This is a genomic window from Enterobacter chuandaensis, from assembly GCF_039718975.1.
In the GTDB taxonomy this organism is placed as follows: Bacteria; Pseudomonadota; Gammaproteobacteria; order Enterobacterales; family Enterobacteriaceae; genus Enterobacter; species Enterobacter chuandaensis.
The window spans coordinates 213225-228786 of the sequence record NZ_CP097174.1 but is presented as its reverse complement, the minus strand read 5'-3'; the positions used below and the strand labels follow the sequence as shown (position 1 = coordinate 228786).

The window sequence follows — 15562 nt, the reverse complement described above, 5'->3', positions numbered from 1 at the left end:
GTTCAGGACACGCTTTTTTTATGTCTGCGCAGCCAGATTAATTTGTAGGCGGCAGGAATAATGAACAGGGACAGCAGCGGAGCCGTGATCATCCCACCAATCATGGGTGCCGCGATACGGCTCATGACTTCTGAACCTGCACCGGTTCCCCAGAGTATTGGCAGCAGACCCGCAATGATCACCGCCACGGTCATGGCTTTCGGCCGGACACGCAGTACGGCACCATGATAGAGGGCTTCATCAAGGCCTTCCGGTGTGAACGTCTCTTTACGGGACAATTCCGGGTGCGCTTCAATGGCATGACGCAGATACATCAGCATGACCACGCCAAACTCTGCTGCCACCCCGGCCAGAGCGATAAACCCCGTTCCGGTTGCGACAGACATATGGAAGCCCTGCCAGTACAGGAACCATATCCCGCCAACCAGGGCGAACGGCAGGCTCATCAGGATCAGCAGGGCTTCATCAACCCGGCGGAATGCCAGATACAACAGGATGAAGATGATCATCACCGTCATCGGCACCATCAGCTTCAGTTTCTTGTTGGCATGCTCAAGCAGTTCAAACTGTCCGGAGAATGACACGCTGGTACCCGGTCTCAGTTTCACTTTCTGACTGATCGCCGTTTTAATGTCATTAACCACCGACACCATATCCCTGCCGCGCGCGTCAATGTAAATCCAGCTGGCTGGACGGGCATTTTCCGTTTTCAGCATAGTCGGCCCGGAAACGACCTTAATATCCGCAACATCGCCCAGCGTGATCTGCTGCTTCATCGGGGTCAGGATCGGCATCTGTTTCAGGGCCTGCGGGCTGTTCCGGTAATCCTGCGGATAGCGGATATTAATCGGGTACCGGGCCACGCCTTCAACCGTTTCCCCTACCGTCGCGCCGCCGATGGCTGATGAGATGAACAGCTGCACATCGCCCACCGTCATTCCGTAGCGGGAGGCTTTTTCCCGGTTGATATCCACATCAATGTAGCGCCCGCCTTCCAGTCGCTCTGCGAGAGCAGACACTACGCCGGGTACGGTTTTGGCGACCGCTTCGATACTCTGCGCCGTTGCATCGATATCGGACAGAACCGTTCCGGACACCTTGATACCTATCGGGCTTTTGATCCCGGTTGAGAGCATATCAATACGGTTACGGATTGGCGGCACCCAGAGGTTTGCCAGCCCCGGTAAACGGACGGTCCTGTCGAGTTCTTCAATAATCTTGTCAATCGTCATGCCTGGACGCCACTGATCCTCAGGTTTGAGCTGGATCGTGGTTTCAACCATTTCGAGCGGTGCGGAATCCGTGGCGGTCTCTGCTTTACCGGTCTTGCCAAATACAGAGGCCACTTCAGGAACGCTTTTGATTAACTTGTCCGTCGTCTGCAGGAGCGCTGCAGCTTCAGCCGGAGAGACACCCGGCAGGGTCGACGGCATATACAACAGGTCGCCCTCGTTAATCTTCGGCAGAAACTCACCGCCCACCTGGCTCAGCGGCCAGATAACGGTGAAAATGGACAAGGCCGCAACCAGCAGGGTTGTTTTTGGCCAGTGGAGAACCCGCAACAGCAATGGATGATACGCTTTGATCAGTACCCGGTTCAGGGGGTTACTGGTCTCTGCAGGAATTTTCCCCCGGATCCAGAATCCCATCAGAATCGGAATGACGATGATGGCCAGCGCGGCCGCGCCCGCCATGGAGTACGTTTTCGTGAATGCCAGCGGGCCAAACAGACGTCCTTCCTGACCTTCCAGGGTAAAGATAGGAATAAAGGACAGGGTGATGATCAGCAGGCTGATAAACAGTGCGGGTCCCACTTCAACGGAGGCATCGGTAATCACCTTCCAGCGGGTGGCGTTGTCAATCTGCTCACCCGGATGCTGATGATCCCACTCCTCAAGCCGCTTATGCGCATTCTCAATCATCACAATGGCGGCATCCACCATCGCACCGACGGCAATCGCTATCCCTCCCAGCGACATGATATTGGCGTTCAGTCCCTGGAAGTGCATGACGATAAAGGCGATACACAGACCAAGCGGCAGAGAGATAATCGCCACCAGGGCAGAACGTACGTGCCACAGGAACAGGGCACAGACGATGGCCACCACGATAAACTCTTCCAGAAGTTTGGAACTGAGGTTATCAATCGCCCGGTCGATGAGCTGGCTGCGATCGTAGGTGGTCACGATTTCAACGCCTTCCGGCAGGCTGGCCTTCAGCGTCTCAAGTTTATCCCTCACTGCCGTGATAACGTCGCGTGCATTTTTACCCGACCGCAGGATCACCACGCCGCCAGCGACTTCGCCCTGGCCGTTCAGCTCGGCAATACCACGCCGCATTTCAGGCCCGGTCTGCACGCGGGCAACATCCCGCAGATAAACCGGCACGCCGTTCTCGCCTGTTTTCAGGACGATGTTATTAAAATCATCAATGCTCTGAAGATAACCGCTGGCACGGACCATATACTCAGCTTCGGCCATTTCAACGGATGAGCCACCGGCCTCCTGGTTAGACGATTCAAGGGCCTGTTTCACTTCGGGCAGGCTGATACCATACTGAGACAATTTTACCGGATTGACCTGAATCTGGTACTGTTTCACCACGCCGCCAACCGAAGCGACCTCAGCCACGTTCGGGATGGTTTTCAGCTCAAATTTCAGGAACCAGTCCTGCAGAGAACGCAGTTCTGAAAGGTCGTGTTTTCCGCTGCGATCGACAAGGGCATATTCAAATATCCAGCCCACCCCCGTGGCGTCCGGACCGATTTCAGAACTCACACCGGCGGGCAGTTTTCCCTGTACCTGGTTCAGGTACTCCAGCACGCGGGAACGGGCCCAGTACAGATCGGTGCCGTCTTCAAAAATGACATACACATACGAATCACCGAACTGTGAAAAACCACGCACGGTTTTTGCGCCAGGCACGGACAGCATGGTGGTGGTAAGTGGATAGGTGACCTGGTTTTCTACAATCTGCGGGGCCTGGCCGGGATAGCTGGTTTTGATAATGACCTGCACATCTGACAGGTCAGGCAAGGCATCGACAGGCGTGTTAATAATCGTCCATGTGCCCCAGATGCTGAGAAACAGGGCCCCCATCATGACCAGGAAACGGTTGGCGACAGAGCGCCGGATAATCCATTCAATCATCGTCGTCTCCTCAGTGCCCTGAATGCATATTTACAGGCTGGTCAGACATTGCTGGCATACTGCTTTCTGTTTTTTCAGGGTGGCGCATACGTTCCAGTGCGCCCGTAATATTGGCTTCAGAGTCAATGAGGAACAGGCCACTGACCACCACGGTATCGCCTTCATTCAGGCCGGAGCCGATGCCGGACTGTTGCTGTGACTCATGCAGAACGTGGATCTGTTTCGGCACAAACTTGCCTTCATCATCAACAGTAATCACGCGCTGTTCTTTGCCGGTATCGATAACGGCCTGGCTTGGTATCAGCAGCATCTCCTGGCTTCTGGTATTCAGTTTCAGATAGGCATTCATGCCCGGCTTGAGAAACTCATCCTTATTAGAAACCTGGAGACGGACCTGAAGCGTACGGGTTGTCTGATCCACGCTGGGAAGAATATTCCATTTTTCGACATGGAATGTTTTATCCGGATAAGCCGGTACCGAAATTTCAAACTGCGACGTATCTTTCAGCAGATAGGCGATAGATTCTGGCACTGCAGCGCTGATCCAGACCGGGTCCATTCCCTGAATCTGAGCCACCACCTTATCTTTCGAAATATTCATGCCGGTGCGCAGGTCAAATGCAGTAATGACACCATCAATAGGTGCTTTAATGGTAAAACGGGTCTGAATGCTCCGGGTAGAACGCAGTCTCTGAATATCCTCTTCCGGCATACCTGCCAGGCGAAGCCGTTCCAGAACGCCTTTAATTTGCGTGGAAGTACCACCGGTGCTGGATAACAGAAGGAATTCACTCTGTGCTTCCACCCAGTCCGGAATGGTAATATCGATAAGTGGCGTCCCCTTCTTCACATGATCGCCAATCGTCATGGGGTAGACTTTTTCGACAAACCCGTCAGAACGCGCCTGCACAATAACAAACTGATACTCGTTATAGCTGACATTAGCCGGGATTGTCTGAGAATAATTCAGCATTCCTCGCGTGACTTTTTGCGTTTTTAATCCCAGATTCTGAACCTGGGTTGGGTCGATACGGATCCCGCCACTGCTTTTATCGCCACTGTCATCAGCATATTTTGGCACCAGGTCCATATCCATAAAGGGCGATTTTCCGGGTTTATCAAATTTGGTATCCGGTTTCATTGGGTCATACCAGAAAAGCACCTTTCGTTCCGGTGCCTTTTGTTCTGTTTTTTCTGTCTTTTGTGCTGAGTTTACATACTGCCAGGCAGTAACCGATATCAGCCCCCCTGCTATGAGGCTGCTGATAATTATTGCAGCATATTTTATCTTTAAAGAAGCCATACAATTTTCCGCTAAAAAATCAAAACACCTGGCATATGCGCCTGACGGTTAACTCACACATATACCTATGTGAATGTACAGGCGCACAGGATGTAATCGCTCCGGACAGCCAATCAGGACTGCGTCACGTTAATGCTTTTGAGTAAGGAGATATTGCCCTGCTGAATAAACGAGAAATCGACATGGTTGCCTGTTTTCAGGGCATTAATAGCATCGTCTGCATTAACAAAAGTAAAGCGCATGGTCATTGCAGGCCAGCCCACCGCTGGAATTGCTTCATGCGAAATGGTGATTTTCTTAGTATTCATATCAATGTCTTTAACGACACCGGTGCCCTTGATAACTTGCTGTACCGAAGCATCACTGGCAGTATTCATATCGCCATGCTGATGTGTTTCAGCATGAAGACCGGCAGAAAACATGACAGAGAAGGCACCAAATAAAACGGCTTTAAGTGAATTACGCATTTTAATTTCCTGATTAATTAAATAAATTTACTCTACCCAACCGCCACCCAGCGCGGTAAACAGATTAATTTCGTTAACCTGCCGGGAATAGGTAAGATCGAGAATGGTTTGCTGGGTAGCGAAGAGGGAACGTTCTGCATCCAGCACTTCGATGTAACTGACAGCACCACTTGCATACAATCCTCTGGCACGCTGGAGAGTTATCTGAAGTGAATCAAGATAACGCTGCTGTGACTCAAGTTGCTGGCTAAGGCTGTCGCGCAGCGCAAGCGTGTCGGAAACATCCTTAAAGGCTGACTGAATTTTTTGTTCGTAATTAACCACCGACTGTTGCTGGCGAATTTCAGCCAGCTTCAGATTGGCTTTATTCCTGCCAGCATTAAATATAGGAATTTCAATTTTAGGGATAAAATTCCACATTCCACTTCCTGACGTAAACAGGCTGGACAGCTCCGTACTGCTTGCGGAAAGACCACTGGTCAGGGTAATTGAGGGGAAAAAGGCCGCTCGCGCTGCGCCAATATTGGCATCAGCCGCTTTCAGCTGATATTCCGCTTCCATAATATCCGGTCGCTGCAGCAAAATTTGTGAAGACAGATTTGGTGGCAATTTTACTGGGGCTATCTCCCCGCCTTTCATCCCTTTTTCTGACGGAAGTGCGCGGTACGTTCCCAGCACCAGTTGCAGGGCATTGTTTGCCTGAGCCAGATCGCCTTCTCGTTTGGCTATTTCGGCGCGGGTACTTTCGATTTGTCCTCGCGCCTGTTCAAGTGCCAGAACGTTCGTACTCCCGGTCACGAGCTGCTGCTCAACGAAAGCATAGGACTGTTGATAATTTTTCAGCGTTTCCCGCGCAATACGAAGTTGTTCGTACGCCAGTTGCTGGCTGAAATAGCTTTGTGAAACGTTGGATACCAGCAGGATGTGTACGGCCCGACGGGCTTCTTCGCTGGCAAAGTAGTTCTGGCGATCAGCATCACTCATGTTCTTAAGTTTGCCGAAAAAATCGAGCTCATAGCTGAGCTCCAGTCTCGCGTCGTACTCCTGTGTGGTCGGCTTGTCACCTTTCAGACCACCGCTGTATGTTATCCCGGATGAGGCATTCAGCTGGGGATAACGATCTGCATCCGTGACGTTGAACTGGGCTCGGGCCTCTTCAACCTTCAGGGCAGCCATTCTCAAATCACGGTTATTAGTCAGAGCTTCACCGATCAACCGGGTAACCTGGGGATCGACAAAAAAGTTACGCCAGCCCGTATCCTGATAGCCATTTACCGCTGGCGTCAGGCTGTTATGGGACAGTGAAAACTGCTGGGGTACCGGTGCTGCGGGCCGCTGATATTCAGGCGCAAGCGACACGCAGCCTGCCAGGATGAATATCGTGCTAATGCTGAGTAATTTTAATTTGAACATAACGCTTCTCGTCCAGGCAGACCTGGTAAATGGTTCAAATGAAGTCCAGAGTATTGATAGGGGTACTTTACCTAACGCTCTCTGTTTGCCGGGTGACAGGATAATGACAATGTTGTCATTTTTGCTGTAATCCGTTGATAACGATCGTGGGCGCAATAGAATGACATTAGCAGCCAGCCGGGGAGCAAGATGAAAATATTGATCGTCGAAGACGAAATTAAAACAGGTGAATATCTCAGCAAAGGGCTTACAGAGGCAGGGTTCGTAGTGGATCACGCTGATAATGGTCTTACCGGATATCATCTCGCCATGACAGCCGAGTATGATTTAGTCATTCTGGATATCATGCTACCTGATGTGAACGGCTGGGATATCATCCGCATGCTGCGCACTGCCGGAAAGGGTATGCCGGTCTTACTGCTGACAGCCCTCGGCACGATCGAACATAGGGTCAAAGGACTGGAACTGGGTGCGGACGATTATCTGGTTAAACCCTTTGCGTTTGCCGAACTGCTCGCCCGGGTGAGAACCCTTCTGAGGCGGGGAAACACGATGATCACGGAAAGCCAGTTTAAGGTGGCTGACCTCTCGATTGATCTCGTATCCAGAAAAGTCAGTCGCGCCGGAAACCGCATTGTGCTCACCAGTAAAGAGTTCAGCCTGCTGGAATTCTTCATTCGCCATCAGGGAGAGGTTCTTCCCCGCTCCCTGATTGCCTCTCAGGTCTGGGACATGAATTTTGACAGCGACACTAATGCGATCGATGTCGCAGTAAAGCGACTCCGCGCTAAAATAGACAACGATTACGAGACAAAGCTGATCCAGACAGTCCGGGGCGTGGGCTACATGCTGGAGGTCCCGGATGCATAGCAAACCTTCCAGACGCCCTTTCTCACTCGCTCTGCGGCTGACCTTTTTTATCAGCCTGTCCACGATACTGGCTTTTATCGCATTCACCTGGTTTATGCTGCATTCTGTTGAAAATCATTTTGCCGAGCAGGATGTCAGCGATCTTCAACAAATCAGCACCACACTGAACCGTATACTGCAGTCCCCGGTGGATCCGGATGATAAAAAAATAAGCAAAATAAAGGAATCAATTGCCAGCTACCGCAACGTTGCCCTTTTGCTCCTCAATCCCAGGGGGGAAGTGCTCTTTAGCTCAGCTCAGGGGGCGGCACTACGCCCGGCAGTGAATTCAGCAGATTTTAGCGAGCACAGCCGCGCACGGGATGTCTTTCTCTGGACGGTGGAGGATCCTGCGGGACCGATGGATACCGGGTCCGAAATGAAGATGGAAACATACAGGATTATCGCCTCCTCTGGTCAGGCGATATTTCAGGGCAAACAGCAGAACTATGTCATGCTGACTGGCCTATCCATTAATTTCCATCTCCATTACCTCGATGCGCTGAAAAAGAACCTGATTGCGATTGCCGTCGTGATAAGCCTGTTGATTGTTCTGATCATTCGAATCGCTGTCCGTCAGGGGCACCTGCCCCTTCGTAATGTCAGCAATGCCATTAAAAACATCACCTCCGAGAATCTTGATGCGCGACTGGAACCGACACGCGTTCCCATTGAGCTGGAGCAACTGGTTATCTCGTTCAATCATATGATTGGAAAGATTGAGGATGTCTTTACCCGCCAGGCCAATTTCTCTGCCGATATCGCGCATGAGATCAGAACGCCCATCACCAATCTGGTGACGCAGACTGAAATCGCACTGAGTCAGGATCGAACACAGAGGGAACTTGAGGATGTCCTCTATTCCAGTCTTGAAGAGTATAACCGGATGACCAAAATGGTCAGCGATATGCTGTTCCTGGCACAGGCAGATAATAATCAGCTGATACCTGACAGGGTCATGTTTGACCTCAGAGCGGAAGTCATGAAAGTCTTCGAGTTTTTCGAAGCCTGGGCCGAAGAACGCAATATCACGCTCAAATTTAACGGGATGCCCTGCCTGGTTGAGGGAGATCCACAAATGTTCAGAAGGGCGATCAATAATCTGTTATCCAATGCCCTGCGTTATACCCCGGAGGGACAGGCAATCACCGTCTCAATAAGAGAGCAGGAGAGCTTTTTTGACCTTGTGATTGAAAATCCGGGGAAACCAATCCCTGAAGAGCATTTATCAAGGTTGTTTGACCGTTTTTATCGGGTGGATCCGTCCAGACAACGAAAAGGAGAAGGCAGCGGCATCGGCCTTGCGATTGTGAAGTCAATCGTGGAAGCACATCACGGAAGAGTGCAGGTGGAATCGGACGTACACTCAACGCGTTTTATCTTATCCGTGCCCAGACTGGAGAAAATGATTCCGGACACCCAGTGCTGGGAATAAAGATTTAAATGACAAAGATGTCATTAGCCTGTCATGCAGCAAACAGAAGCCATTCGATATAATTAGTGCAACTTATCAGGAAGGCTGGATTGCTTTATCAATATCCGGCGTCAGTGGACGCCAGGAAATGAATATCCAGTCCCCTCCCGGAGAAATAAACACTTCCGAACCTGTTTCAGTTATGGAACTGAAAACACCGGTTGTACTCCCCCGGACATCACTAATTAAGAAATGGAGAGTTATCATGAAAAATATCGTATTAGCATCCTTGCTGGGCTTTGGCTTAATTTCTTCGGCCTGGGCCACTGAAACCGTGAATATCCATGAGCGGGTCAACAATGCACAGGCACCTGCTCACCAGATGCAGTCTGCTGCGGCTCCTGTCGGGATCCAGGGGACTGCACCTCGTATGGCCGGTATGGACCAGCATGAACAGGCCATTATTGCTCATGAAACCATGACGAACGGGTCGGCGGATGCGCACCAGAAAATGGTGGAAAGTCATCAGAGGATGATGGGAAGTCAGACCGTTTCCCCTACCGGGCCGTCGAAGTCATTAGCGGCAATGAATGAGCATGAAAGAGCTGCAGTTGCCCATGAATTTATGAATAACGGTCAGTCTGGCCCACATCAGGCCATGGCCGAAGCGCATCGTCGCATGCTCAGTGCAGGCTGACGGCGAGGGAAGTATCTGTGCTGTCCTTATTTCCTTGATAGATTTTTCCGTAACCGGATATATGGCAACATCTTTGCCCCCTACAGGGGGCATTTTTATCAGATTCTGCTACAGTTAACGGGCATCAACGCTAAAAGGATATTTTTTATGAAAGCCAGAAACACTTTATTTGCAGTATTAATGTTATCCCTGCCAGCGATTTCAGCAGAACATTCAGAAATGAAAATGACTGATATGTCTACCTCGGCTTCGTCACAGGAATATATGGCTGGCATGAAAGACATGCATGACAAAATGATGGCTGCCGTAAATGAGTCCGATCCCGACAAGGCTTTTGCGAAAGGCATGGTAGCGCACCATGAAGGGGCAATAGCAATGGCTGAGACCGAGCTCAAATACGGAAAAGATCCGAAAATGAGAAAGCTCGCGCAGGACATCATTAAAGCTCAAAAAGGTGAAATTGAGCAGATGAATAAATGGCTTGATAGTCAAAAGTAAACATTGTAGAAATGTCACGACAAGCGTGATTTTACATCGTTCCTGGGCGCGGGAGTCGGTTAATCTTTATATAATTCAAACCCGATTAATTTCGGGTTTTTACTACTCTGTACTCCGGTCCTTTGTTGAGGACCGGAATATATGCACCTGAGATGCTTATTTAATACATTATCTCGTCATGGATACAATGTCGCTCAGGATCTCAACCAGCTCGCTTCTCTCCTGCGTTCCGTCATGATAGGTTGATCTTGAGATGATTCTTTCTGATGTCATCTGAGGCCAGAATTTATCTAGTACATTATCGGGTTTCATTCCCACAGCCCGGCCGATTATTTTTTTAGCGTCACAGGTGTCCGTAAACGTGACGGCTACACCAGTAATTTCCTCGATAAGATCCGGGCACAGATAGTTTTCTATCTCACGTTTGCGCGTAGCGAAAAATACCTTACCGGCCTCCTCTACTTCTTTTTTACGCTTCTGGATGGACAGAACCTGTGCAGGGTCTCCCCCAATATCGGAGTCCAGAAATACGCACCAGGGAAGCCCCAGATCTTTGGCCAGATTCAATGTAACCCAGTGTTTGACGCTACCACACCCTCCTATGAGGACTGGCACTATTTTCACGTCCTCCAGAGAGGCTGGCAGCGCACCTGACTGTTTTAATGAACTGGCCGCATGCCTCAGGAAAGTAACATCCGACTTTCCCTCTACCAGAACAATCCCCTGCGCCCTTTCCATACCGGTCTCTGGCAGCACCCCCAGGCTTTCAGTGGCTTCCTTCAGCACTGCGTCATCCGGCATTTTTACTACGGGTTCACCCGCCTCATTTCGGGTAACATAACGTACGCCTTCGACAGGGATTAATCCGGCCAGCGCCGGGACATGGGTGGTGACGATAATCTGACGGTGCGGCTGGCCTGCCAGTGCCAGTAACGCTTTCATCAGCATCATCTGATAGTTCGGATGCTGTGACGTTTCAGGCTCCTCTATGGCATAAATCACATTTCTGGGCGTCCCCGCGACATTCTTTTCAGCCTCAGCCCGAAAAAAATTCAACAGGATAAGCCTCCTTATCCCGCTGCCGCGCTTATTGATGGGGATGCCATTTTCCCCGTCCAGGGTGAAATTGAAGGTCCACTTGGGTTTCTCCTTAAATCGTGGAGTCAGTTCACTGGCGAGTTCGGGGGCCATTTCACGTAATTTATCCAGCGTTCTCTGTGCGACATCCAGGACGCTGTCCTGAATCTCATTTTCCAGCGCTGTAATTTTGTCCTGCAGCGCAGCCTGAGCGTCTTTTACGGCCTGCTGTAAGGGGTTTTTAGCTTCGGAATCCCCGTCGCTGCTTTCCCTGTCGGCTTTGAAAATCGCATACGTGGGCAGCAAATCGAGGATCTTACCCCATAATGATTTTGTGTCGGTTCCGAACTCTTTATCGACATCCAGCATAATTTCCGAACAGGTATAGGGGGCTGCGGCTTCCCTGATGGCCTGACGCCATAACGATGCAGTGCGTTTATCCGCCACATTTTTTTCAACTTCTTTTCCCACCGCCTTGAGCTCAGAAATTTTCATGCCCAGTAAATTTCTCAGGGGCTCCTCATCCGGGTGGATGCAGCGGATGCAGGTCTGCTCCGGTTTTCCTGAGGTCGTTGCTTTAAACGTTTTGACGATTTCAAAATTGCCGTCCTCATTCAGCAGATGTTCTGAGGCGAGCGTGGTCTGCACCCTGTCGTCGATCATGATAAAATCGGGCAGGTCATCAAATTCACAGGCTATTTCAAAACGGCCGTCCCCTTCTCTTAGGCTGAAACAGTTCATGTCATTCTTGTCAGCCTTCATTCCTTCTGTTTCAAAAAAAATAGCCAGCGCTTCCAGAAGCGTTGATTTCCCAAAGTCATTACGACCGACAATACCCGTCATGCTTTCATCAATAATGATTTCAGTAGAGTTTCTGTAGCCTCTGAAGTTTTTCAGTTTTAATTTTCTGAGCCGCATATGAAGTCCTGTGTGTAAGAAAGCGTTTTGCTGCAACCTGAATACAAAATATATTTTCAAATGCCTGCCAACAAGCAGGGATAACCGTTATTCAGAATATCTTAACGACATTTCGGGATTATGATCTGGTCGCGCTTTCAGAACTTTACTGCCCCTCAAAACACCGGAAACTAACTTGTGGTTGGTTACATGGCAAAGTTAAAACTCCAGAATCACGGGTAATGATTTCAATGCTTATTATATTTTTTGGAATTGACTCATGAGCTTTATAATTTAAATGATAATAATAACCATTCTTTTATGCGTAATATTTGCTACTGACACTGATGAATTTAAAAGAAGATAGATTTTCATTTACGGATTATTTCCTAAATTCATCGATAATGTGATCGACATAAAATTTTCACTGAAGAATGAAGAGATAATTTAAGGCCGAGCGAAATAGCTCAAAATGGTGTATTTAACATAACAGAAGAAATGAAAGGCTCTATCGCAACCTGATACTTCAGGCCGCTAAGGGGTTAATCTTGTTGAAGAAAAATTAGACCGGGAAGCGCCAGGCGTCACCATTTCTCCCGCCTGGCTGGAAGTGAAGAATAATTGTGCATAGCTCCGTATTCGGGCTTTGCATCTGACAATGGTTCCCTGGATGAAAGTACGATCTCCACTCCAAGGACGCTGAACACCCTAAACAAACGCTCAAAACCCGCACTTGCAGGGTTGGCCTCTAGTCGGGCATAAGTTTGCTGTGTTATACCCAAACGTTCAGAAACATCTTTTTGCGTCAGTCCATTGGCTTTGCGAAAGCCGATTAAAACAGGACGTAACTGATTCAAAGTCTTCAAAGCGTATTGAGTGTTCATAAGTGACCTTCCGTATCGACGAGTTAACAAGCATAACGCAGGGATTTACAGCATATAGGCTGTAATGCTCATTAACAGACTATAGGCTGTAATACGAATCCTGCCAAGATGCGGCATCTTTCAAATACAAGGCCGTATTGGGTAAGCAGTACACCGTTATATAGCACCCCTTGCCCCTTTGCTGGAGAGGGACCCACGTGATCGCAGGTCTTTTAGACGTTGTTGCTAACCGGCATCATACACAGGTGGTAACCCCCAGGGAAACTCTATGAGTGATAATTTATTCCTGCCCCAGTCAAAATATAAAACCTTATCTAACTAGCTTTCTTAGTATTTTATAAATGAAGTGAAATTAGCGAAGAAGTTTTACATTGTAAAGTGAGCAAAAATATTTACCATTCAACTGGCAAAATTTACAATCTGCAGCCCTTAGCCTGAGAAAATGCACATTAACAGAATAATCATCAAGTCCGATAGAGGCATAACTTACGTCCTCAAAAATATCAGAAATAAATGAGTTGAAATTACAAAAATTAACTTCACTTAACATCTTGAACACCGCAGAAATATATCTATCATGCATTATCTTGACTTCGATAACCTTAGATAAACTTGAATGCGACTTACATTTGAAGAGATCAAAGAGAAAGTAAATCAGCATATTTTTATTGTCCGAAATCCATTTTAAAATTTTATTACGTGCACATGGTAATATATACACTGGATTTTTGAAAGGGTTTGAAACGTCAACCACAAGGGAACAATAACCATGAGGATTTATTCCACTTATAATTAAGTCACTAAGTCCTTTCACTGCATTCAAATAGTTATCAAAACAAACCTCATATAAACTGGTACTATGAACTGCACATTTAGATTCAAACAACCATCTATGACGCAGATAACCAATGCCTTTAGAGTGTATATCTTCAACAATACATTTGTGACAGTAACGAATGTTTGAGATGTTTACCAATGGATATGAATTAGTTATGTGAAAATTTTTCCGACAGGCATCTTCAACAGCGTTAAAATACCCGTAAACACCAGAAGATAACGACACTATATTGGAAGTTAGTATATAACCATTTCTAGTGGCAAGAATGTCATATATATCCTGCAAGCTATGCAATTTGTACATATCAATCAGTTCGAAACGAGGAAAGGCATCGTACCTTAGTGCGCCATGCTTTGATATTATGTTCCTGCAATTGGATAAGTTATACATTATCTGTGAACGCAGAAGAAAACTGTGCCACAATTCATTTTCGTAAACCATATAACTCCCTCTTATTTAATTAGTTCCATTTTTCTGAGAAGTATCATTGTCATTGGTAGTTTATCTCTGTATTTCAAAAGCCAGCCATGCCCTCCCAGTAAAGCATCTAGACTTGTAAGTGACATCGAGTACTGCCCCTGAGATAAAACATCATTTATTAATGATGATGAGATAATATCTCTCTCGCTCCAGTCTACTCTTTTATTTTTATAGCATCGTATTGTTTTAGGAAGACAGGAATTAAGCCAGTCACATTCATGTTTATTTAGCCAATAGAAACTTGCATAACAACTTTCTTTGACTAACTTTCGTGTTATAGAAACGGATTGATTATGTATAAATCTTAATATTTTCTGCTTATGACGCCGTCTTAAAGAATCTTTTTTACATTTTTTACGCCATGAGCATAAACCGTAACAAGATGAAATTACAGAGGATACAGCTCCTTCCGATAATGAGTTTTTCTCAGCTATGGATGCCAGACTAAACCCCCTTACAGCCATAGACTTGATAAGCAATTCAGTGAATATATTAATTTTTGTGTTTCGCTTAAACGCCCTCAGGTATTTTTTATAAATAAGTGTTTTAATGTAACATCTGCTGCGACTAAATTCCTTCCCAAGGTTGCTAACACTAGTATTATTTTCAACTATATGAAAACTGTATTTCTTATGACTTTTAAAGATTTCTTTCTTTTTATTAGTACGACTTCCTGCATACGTTGGCCAGCAAGTATTTAACAAACAATAACAAAGCAAAAGATGCTTTGTGGGATGCTGACAACATTTGTCTTTGAGTATAGGCTCCCAGTAATGATAATCAGTTAGGGATGTTGGTATAAGTCCCGATGAACCCTCCCCAAATAACTGGCACTTAGCATAAACATGTGCGTAGAATACATTTTTCTTTAAATTTCCATCCAATGATAATAAATTCAACTTTTTAAGTACATCCATGTAATTGGGGTGTGTAATATCTTTTCTTCTGATTATATTTAGGGACTCATAACAAAACTTAGCAAAATCGAAGTCTATCTCATTGCTAAGTTGTTCTGTATACGAAACAGGAGGCATCAGTCCAATACGTATGTGCGGTGAAGAAGGGACATGGATGCTTTCAAGCGCTACCGGATGCCGATGGCAGGTTGTAACCCCATGAAGCTGATGCGCCAGATGCCAATAAGTAACACCATAATGAAAAGTATCTTCACGAGCGCAAACCGGGCAAAACTTCAATAGTGTGCGCTGCCCTAGTGAAAAATTACTAAGGCGGCACAATCGATTAAGCCTGGCAGGGGTCGTGTTGAAATCCATAATTTCATTACGACTGATTGGTAGTGCCCAGGCAAAAAGAGGGAGTAAAGTCTGTTCATGCCAGAGCTGATCTGCACTTTCGGATGTATGAAGAGAAATAGCCTTTAATCCTGAATTGAGAATTGGATGGACGTTCATATCAGGTTTGTTGAAAATGATCGTTAACAGAGAAGATGGGGACATACCGTACACGGTAGTTGTCCGACAAAACCGGCTGAACAAGGATTCATCAGGCAAAACAGGCAACATTCTCATTTCCCAC

Annotated in this window: 12 protein-coding genes; 4 read left to right on the top strand and 8 right to left on the bottom strand. The window is 47.3% G+C overall.

Annotation, left to right across the window (positions count from 1 at the left end):
• Nucleotides 1-2 precede the first annotated feature (2 nt).
• The 4 genes from silA to silC form a co-directional block, all read right to left on the bottom strand.
• Entirely contained in the window at nt 3-3149 is a 3147-nt protein-coding gene (gene silA / locus MX657_RS23505; protein ID WP_000574029.1) for a Cu(+)/Ag(+) efflux RND transporter permease subunit SilA, read from the bottom strand.
• A 10-nt stretch (nt 3150-3159) separates the two neighbouring features.
• Nucleotides 3160-4452, bottom strand: a complete 1293-nt coding sequence (silB, locus tag MX657_RS23500; protein ID WP_000157620.1) for a Cu(+)/Ag(+) efflux RND transporter periplasmic adaptor subunit SilB — start codon at nt 4450-4452, stop codon at nt 3160-3162.
• A 113-nt stretch (nt 4453-4565) separates the two neighbouring features.
• Nucleotides 4566-4919: a cation efflux system protein CusF gene (gene cusF / locus MX657_RS23495; protein WP_001246155.1), complete on the bottom strand. Its 354-nt coding sequence runs from the start codon at nt 4917-4919 to the stop codon at nt 4566-4568.
• A 27-nt stretch (nt 4920-4946) separates the two neighbouring features.
• On the bottom strand, nt 4947-6332 hold the full coding sequence (gene silC, locus MX657_RS23490) for a Cu(+)/Ag(+) efflux RND transporter outer membrane channel SilC (RefSeq protein ID WP_000475506.1): 1386 nt from the start codon (nt 6330-6332) through the stop codon (nt 4947-4949).
• A 189-nt stretch (nt 6333-6521) separates the two neighbouring features.
• Here silC and silR point away from each other — a divergent pair, with 189 nt between their 5' ends.
• The 4 genes from silR (at nt 6522) to copM (ending at nt 9850) form a co-directional block, all read left to right on the top strand.
• Nucleotides 6522-7202, top strand: coding sequence for a copper/silver response regulator transcription factor SilR (gene silR, locus MX657_RS23485; protein ID WP_000697968.1), 681 nt, complete (start codon nt 6522-6524; stop codon nt 7200-7202).
• Nucleotides 7195-8676, top strand: a complete 1482-nt coding sequence (gene silS / locus MX657_RS23480) for a copper/silver sensor histidine kinase SilS (RefSeq protein WP_000555736.1) — start codon at nt 7195-7197, stop codon at nt 8674-8676. Before silR ends, silS begins: the two co-directional genes overlap by 8 nt.
• 244 nt (nt 8677-8920) lie before the next feature.
• Entirely contained in the window at nt 8921-9352 is a 432-nt protein-coding gene (silE, locus tag MX657_RS23475; protein ID WP_000790485.1) for a silver-binding protein SilE, read from the top strand.
• Nucleotides 9353-9499: 147 nt separating this feature from the next.
• The gene (gene copM, locus MX657_RS23470) at nt 9500-9850 is read left to right on the top strand and encodes a CopM family metallochaperone (protein WP_000647571.1); all 351 of its coding nucleotides are present in this window, start codon (nt 9500-9502) and stop codon (nt 9848-9850) included.
• 168 nt (nt 9851-10018) lie between these two features.
• Here the strand turns inward: copM and MX657_RS23465 are convergent, their stop codons facing one another.
• The 4 genes from MX657_RS23465 to MX657_RS23450 form a co-directional block, all read right to left on the bottom strand.
• Nucleotides 10019-11845 carry an AAA family ATPase gene (locus MX657_RS23465; protein WP_001239419.1) on the bottom strand — a complete coding sequence of 609 codons (1827 nt, stop codon included), beginning with the start codon at nt 11843-11845 and terminating at the stop codon, nt 10019-10021.
• A gap of 563 nt (nt 11846-12408) precedes the next feature.
• Nucleotides 12409-12708: a helix-turn-helix domain-containing protein gene (locus MX657_RS23460; protein WP_001097216.1), complete on the bottom strand. Its 300-nt coding sequence runs from the start codon at nt 12706-12708 to the stop codon at nt 12409-12411.
• A 352-nt stretch (nt 12709-13060) separates the two neighbouring features.
• On the bottom strand, nt 13061-13987 hold the full coding sequence (locus tag MX657_RS23455; protein WP_000262423.1) for a hypothetical protein: 927 nt from the start codon (nt 13985-13987) through the stop codon (nt 13061-13063).
• An 11-nt stretch (nt 13988-13998) separates the two neighbouring features.
• Complete coding sequence (locus MX657_RS23450; RefSeq protein WP_001324699.1) at nt 13999-15555, bottom strand: TnsD family Tn7-like transposition protein; 1557 nt, start codon at nt 15553-15555, stop codon at nt 13999-14001.
• Nucleotides 15556-15562 lie beyond the last annotated feature (7 nt).

Excerpts from the sequence above, each read along its gene's own strand:
- MX657_RS23460 (WP_001097216.1), bottom strand. The coding sequence starts at position 12,708 with ATGAACACTCAATACGCTTTGAAGACTTTGAATCAGTTACGTCCTGTT.
- silC (WP_000475506.1), bottom strand. The coding sequence starts at position 6,332 with ATGTTCAAATTAAAATTACTCAGCATTAGCACGATATTCATCCTGGCA.
- MX657_RS23455 (WP_000262423.1), bottom strand. The coding sequence starts at position 13,987 with ATGGTTTACGAAAATGAATTGTGGCACAGTTTTCTTCTGCGTTCACAG.
- silE (WP_000790485.1), top strand. The coding sequence starts at position 8,921 with ATGAAAAATATCGTATTAGCATCCTTGCTGGGCTTTGGCTTAATTTCT.
- cusF (WP_001246155.1), bottom strand. The coding sequence starts at position 4,919 with ATGCGTAATTCACTTAAAGCCGTTTTATTTGGTGCCTTCTCTGTCATG.
- silS (WP_000555736.1), top strand. The coding sequence starts at position 7,195 with ATGCATAGCAAACCTTCCAGACGCCCTTTCTCACTCGCTCTGCGGCTG.
- MX657_RS23465 (WP_001239419.1), bottom strand. The coding sequence starts at position 11,845 with ATGCGGCTCAGAAAATTAAAACTGAAAAACTTCAGAGGCTACAGAAAC.
- silB (WP_000157620.1), bottom strand. The coding sequence starts at position 4,452 with ATGGCTTCTTTAAAGATAAAATATGCTGCAATAATTATCAGCAGCCTC.
- silA (WP_000574029.1), bottom strand. The coding sequence starts at position 3,149 with ATGATTGAATGGATTATCCGGCGCTCTGTCGCCAACCGTTTCCTGGTC.
- silR (WP_000697968.1), top strand. The coding sequence starts at position 6,522 with ATGAAAATATTGATCGTCGAAGACGAAATTAAAACAGGTGAATATCTC.
- copM (WP_000647571.1), top strand. The coding sequence starts at position 9,500 with ATGAAAGCCAGAAACACTTTATTTGCAGTATTAATGTTATCCCTGCCA.
- MX657_RS23450 (WP_001324699.1), bottom strand. The coding sequence starts at position 15,555 with ATGAGAATGTTGCCTGTTTTGCCTGATGAATCCTTGTTCAGCCGGTTT.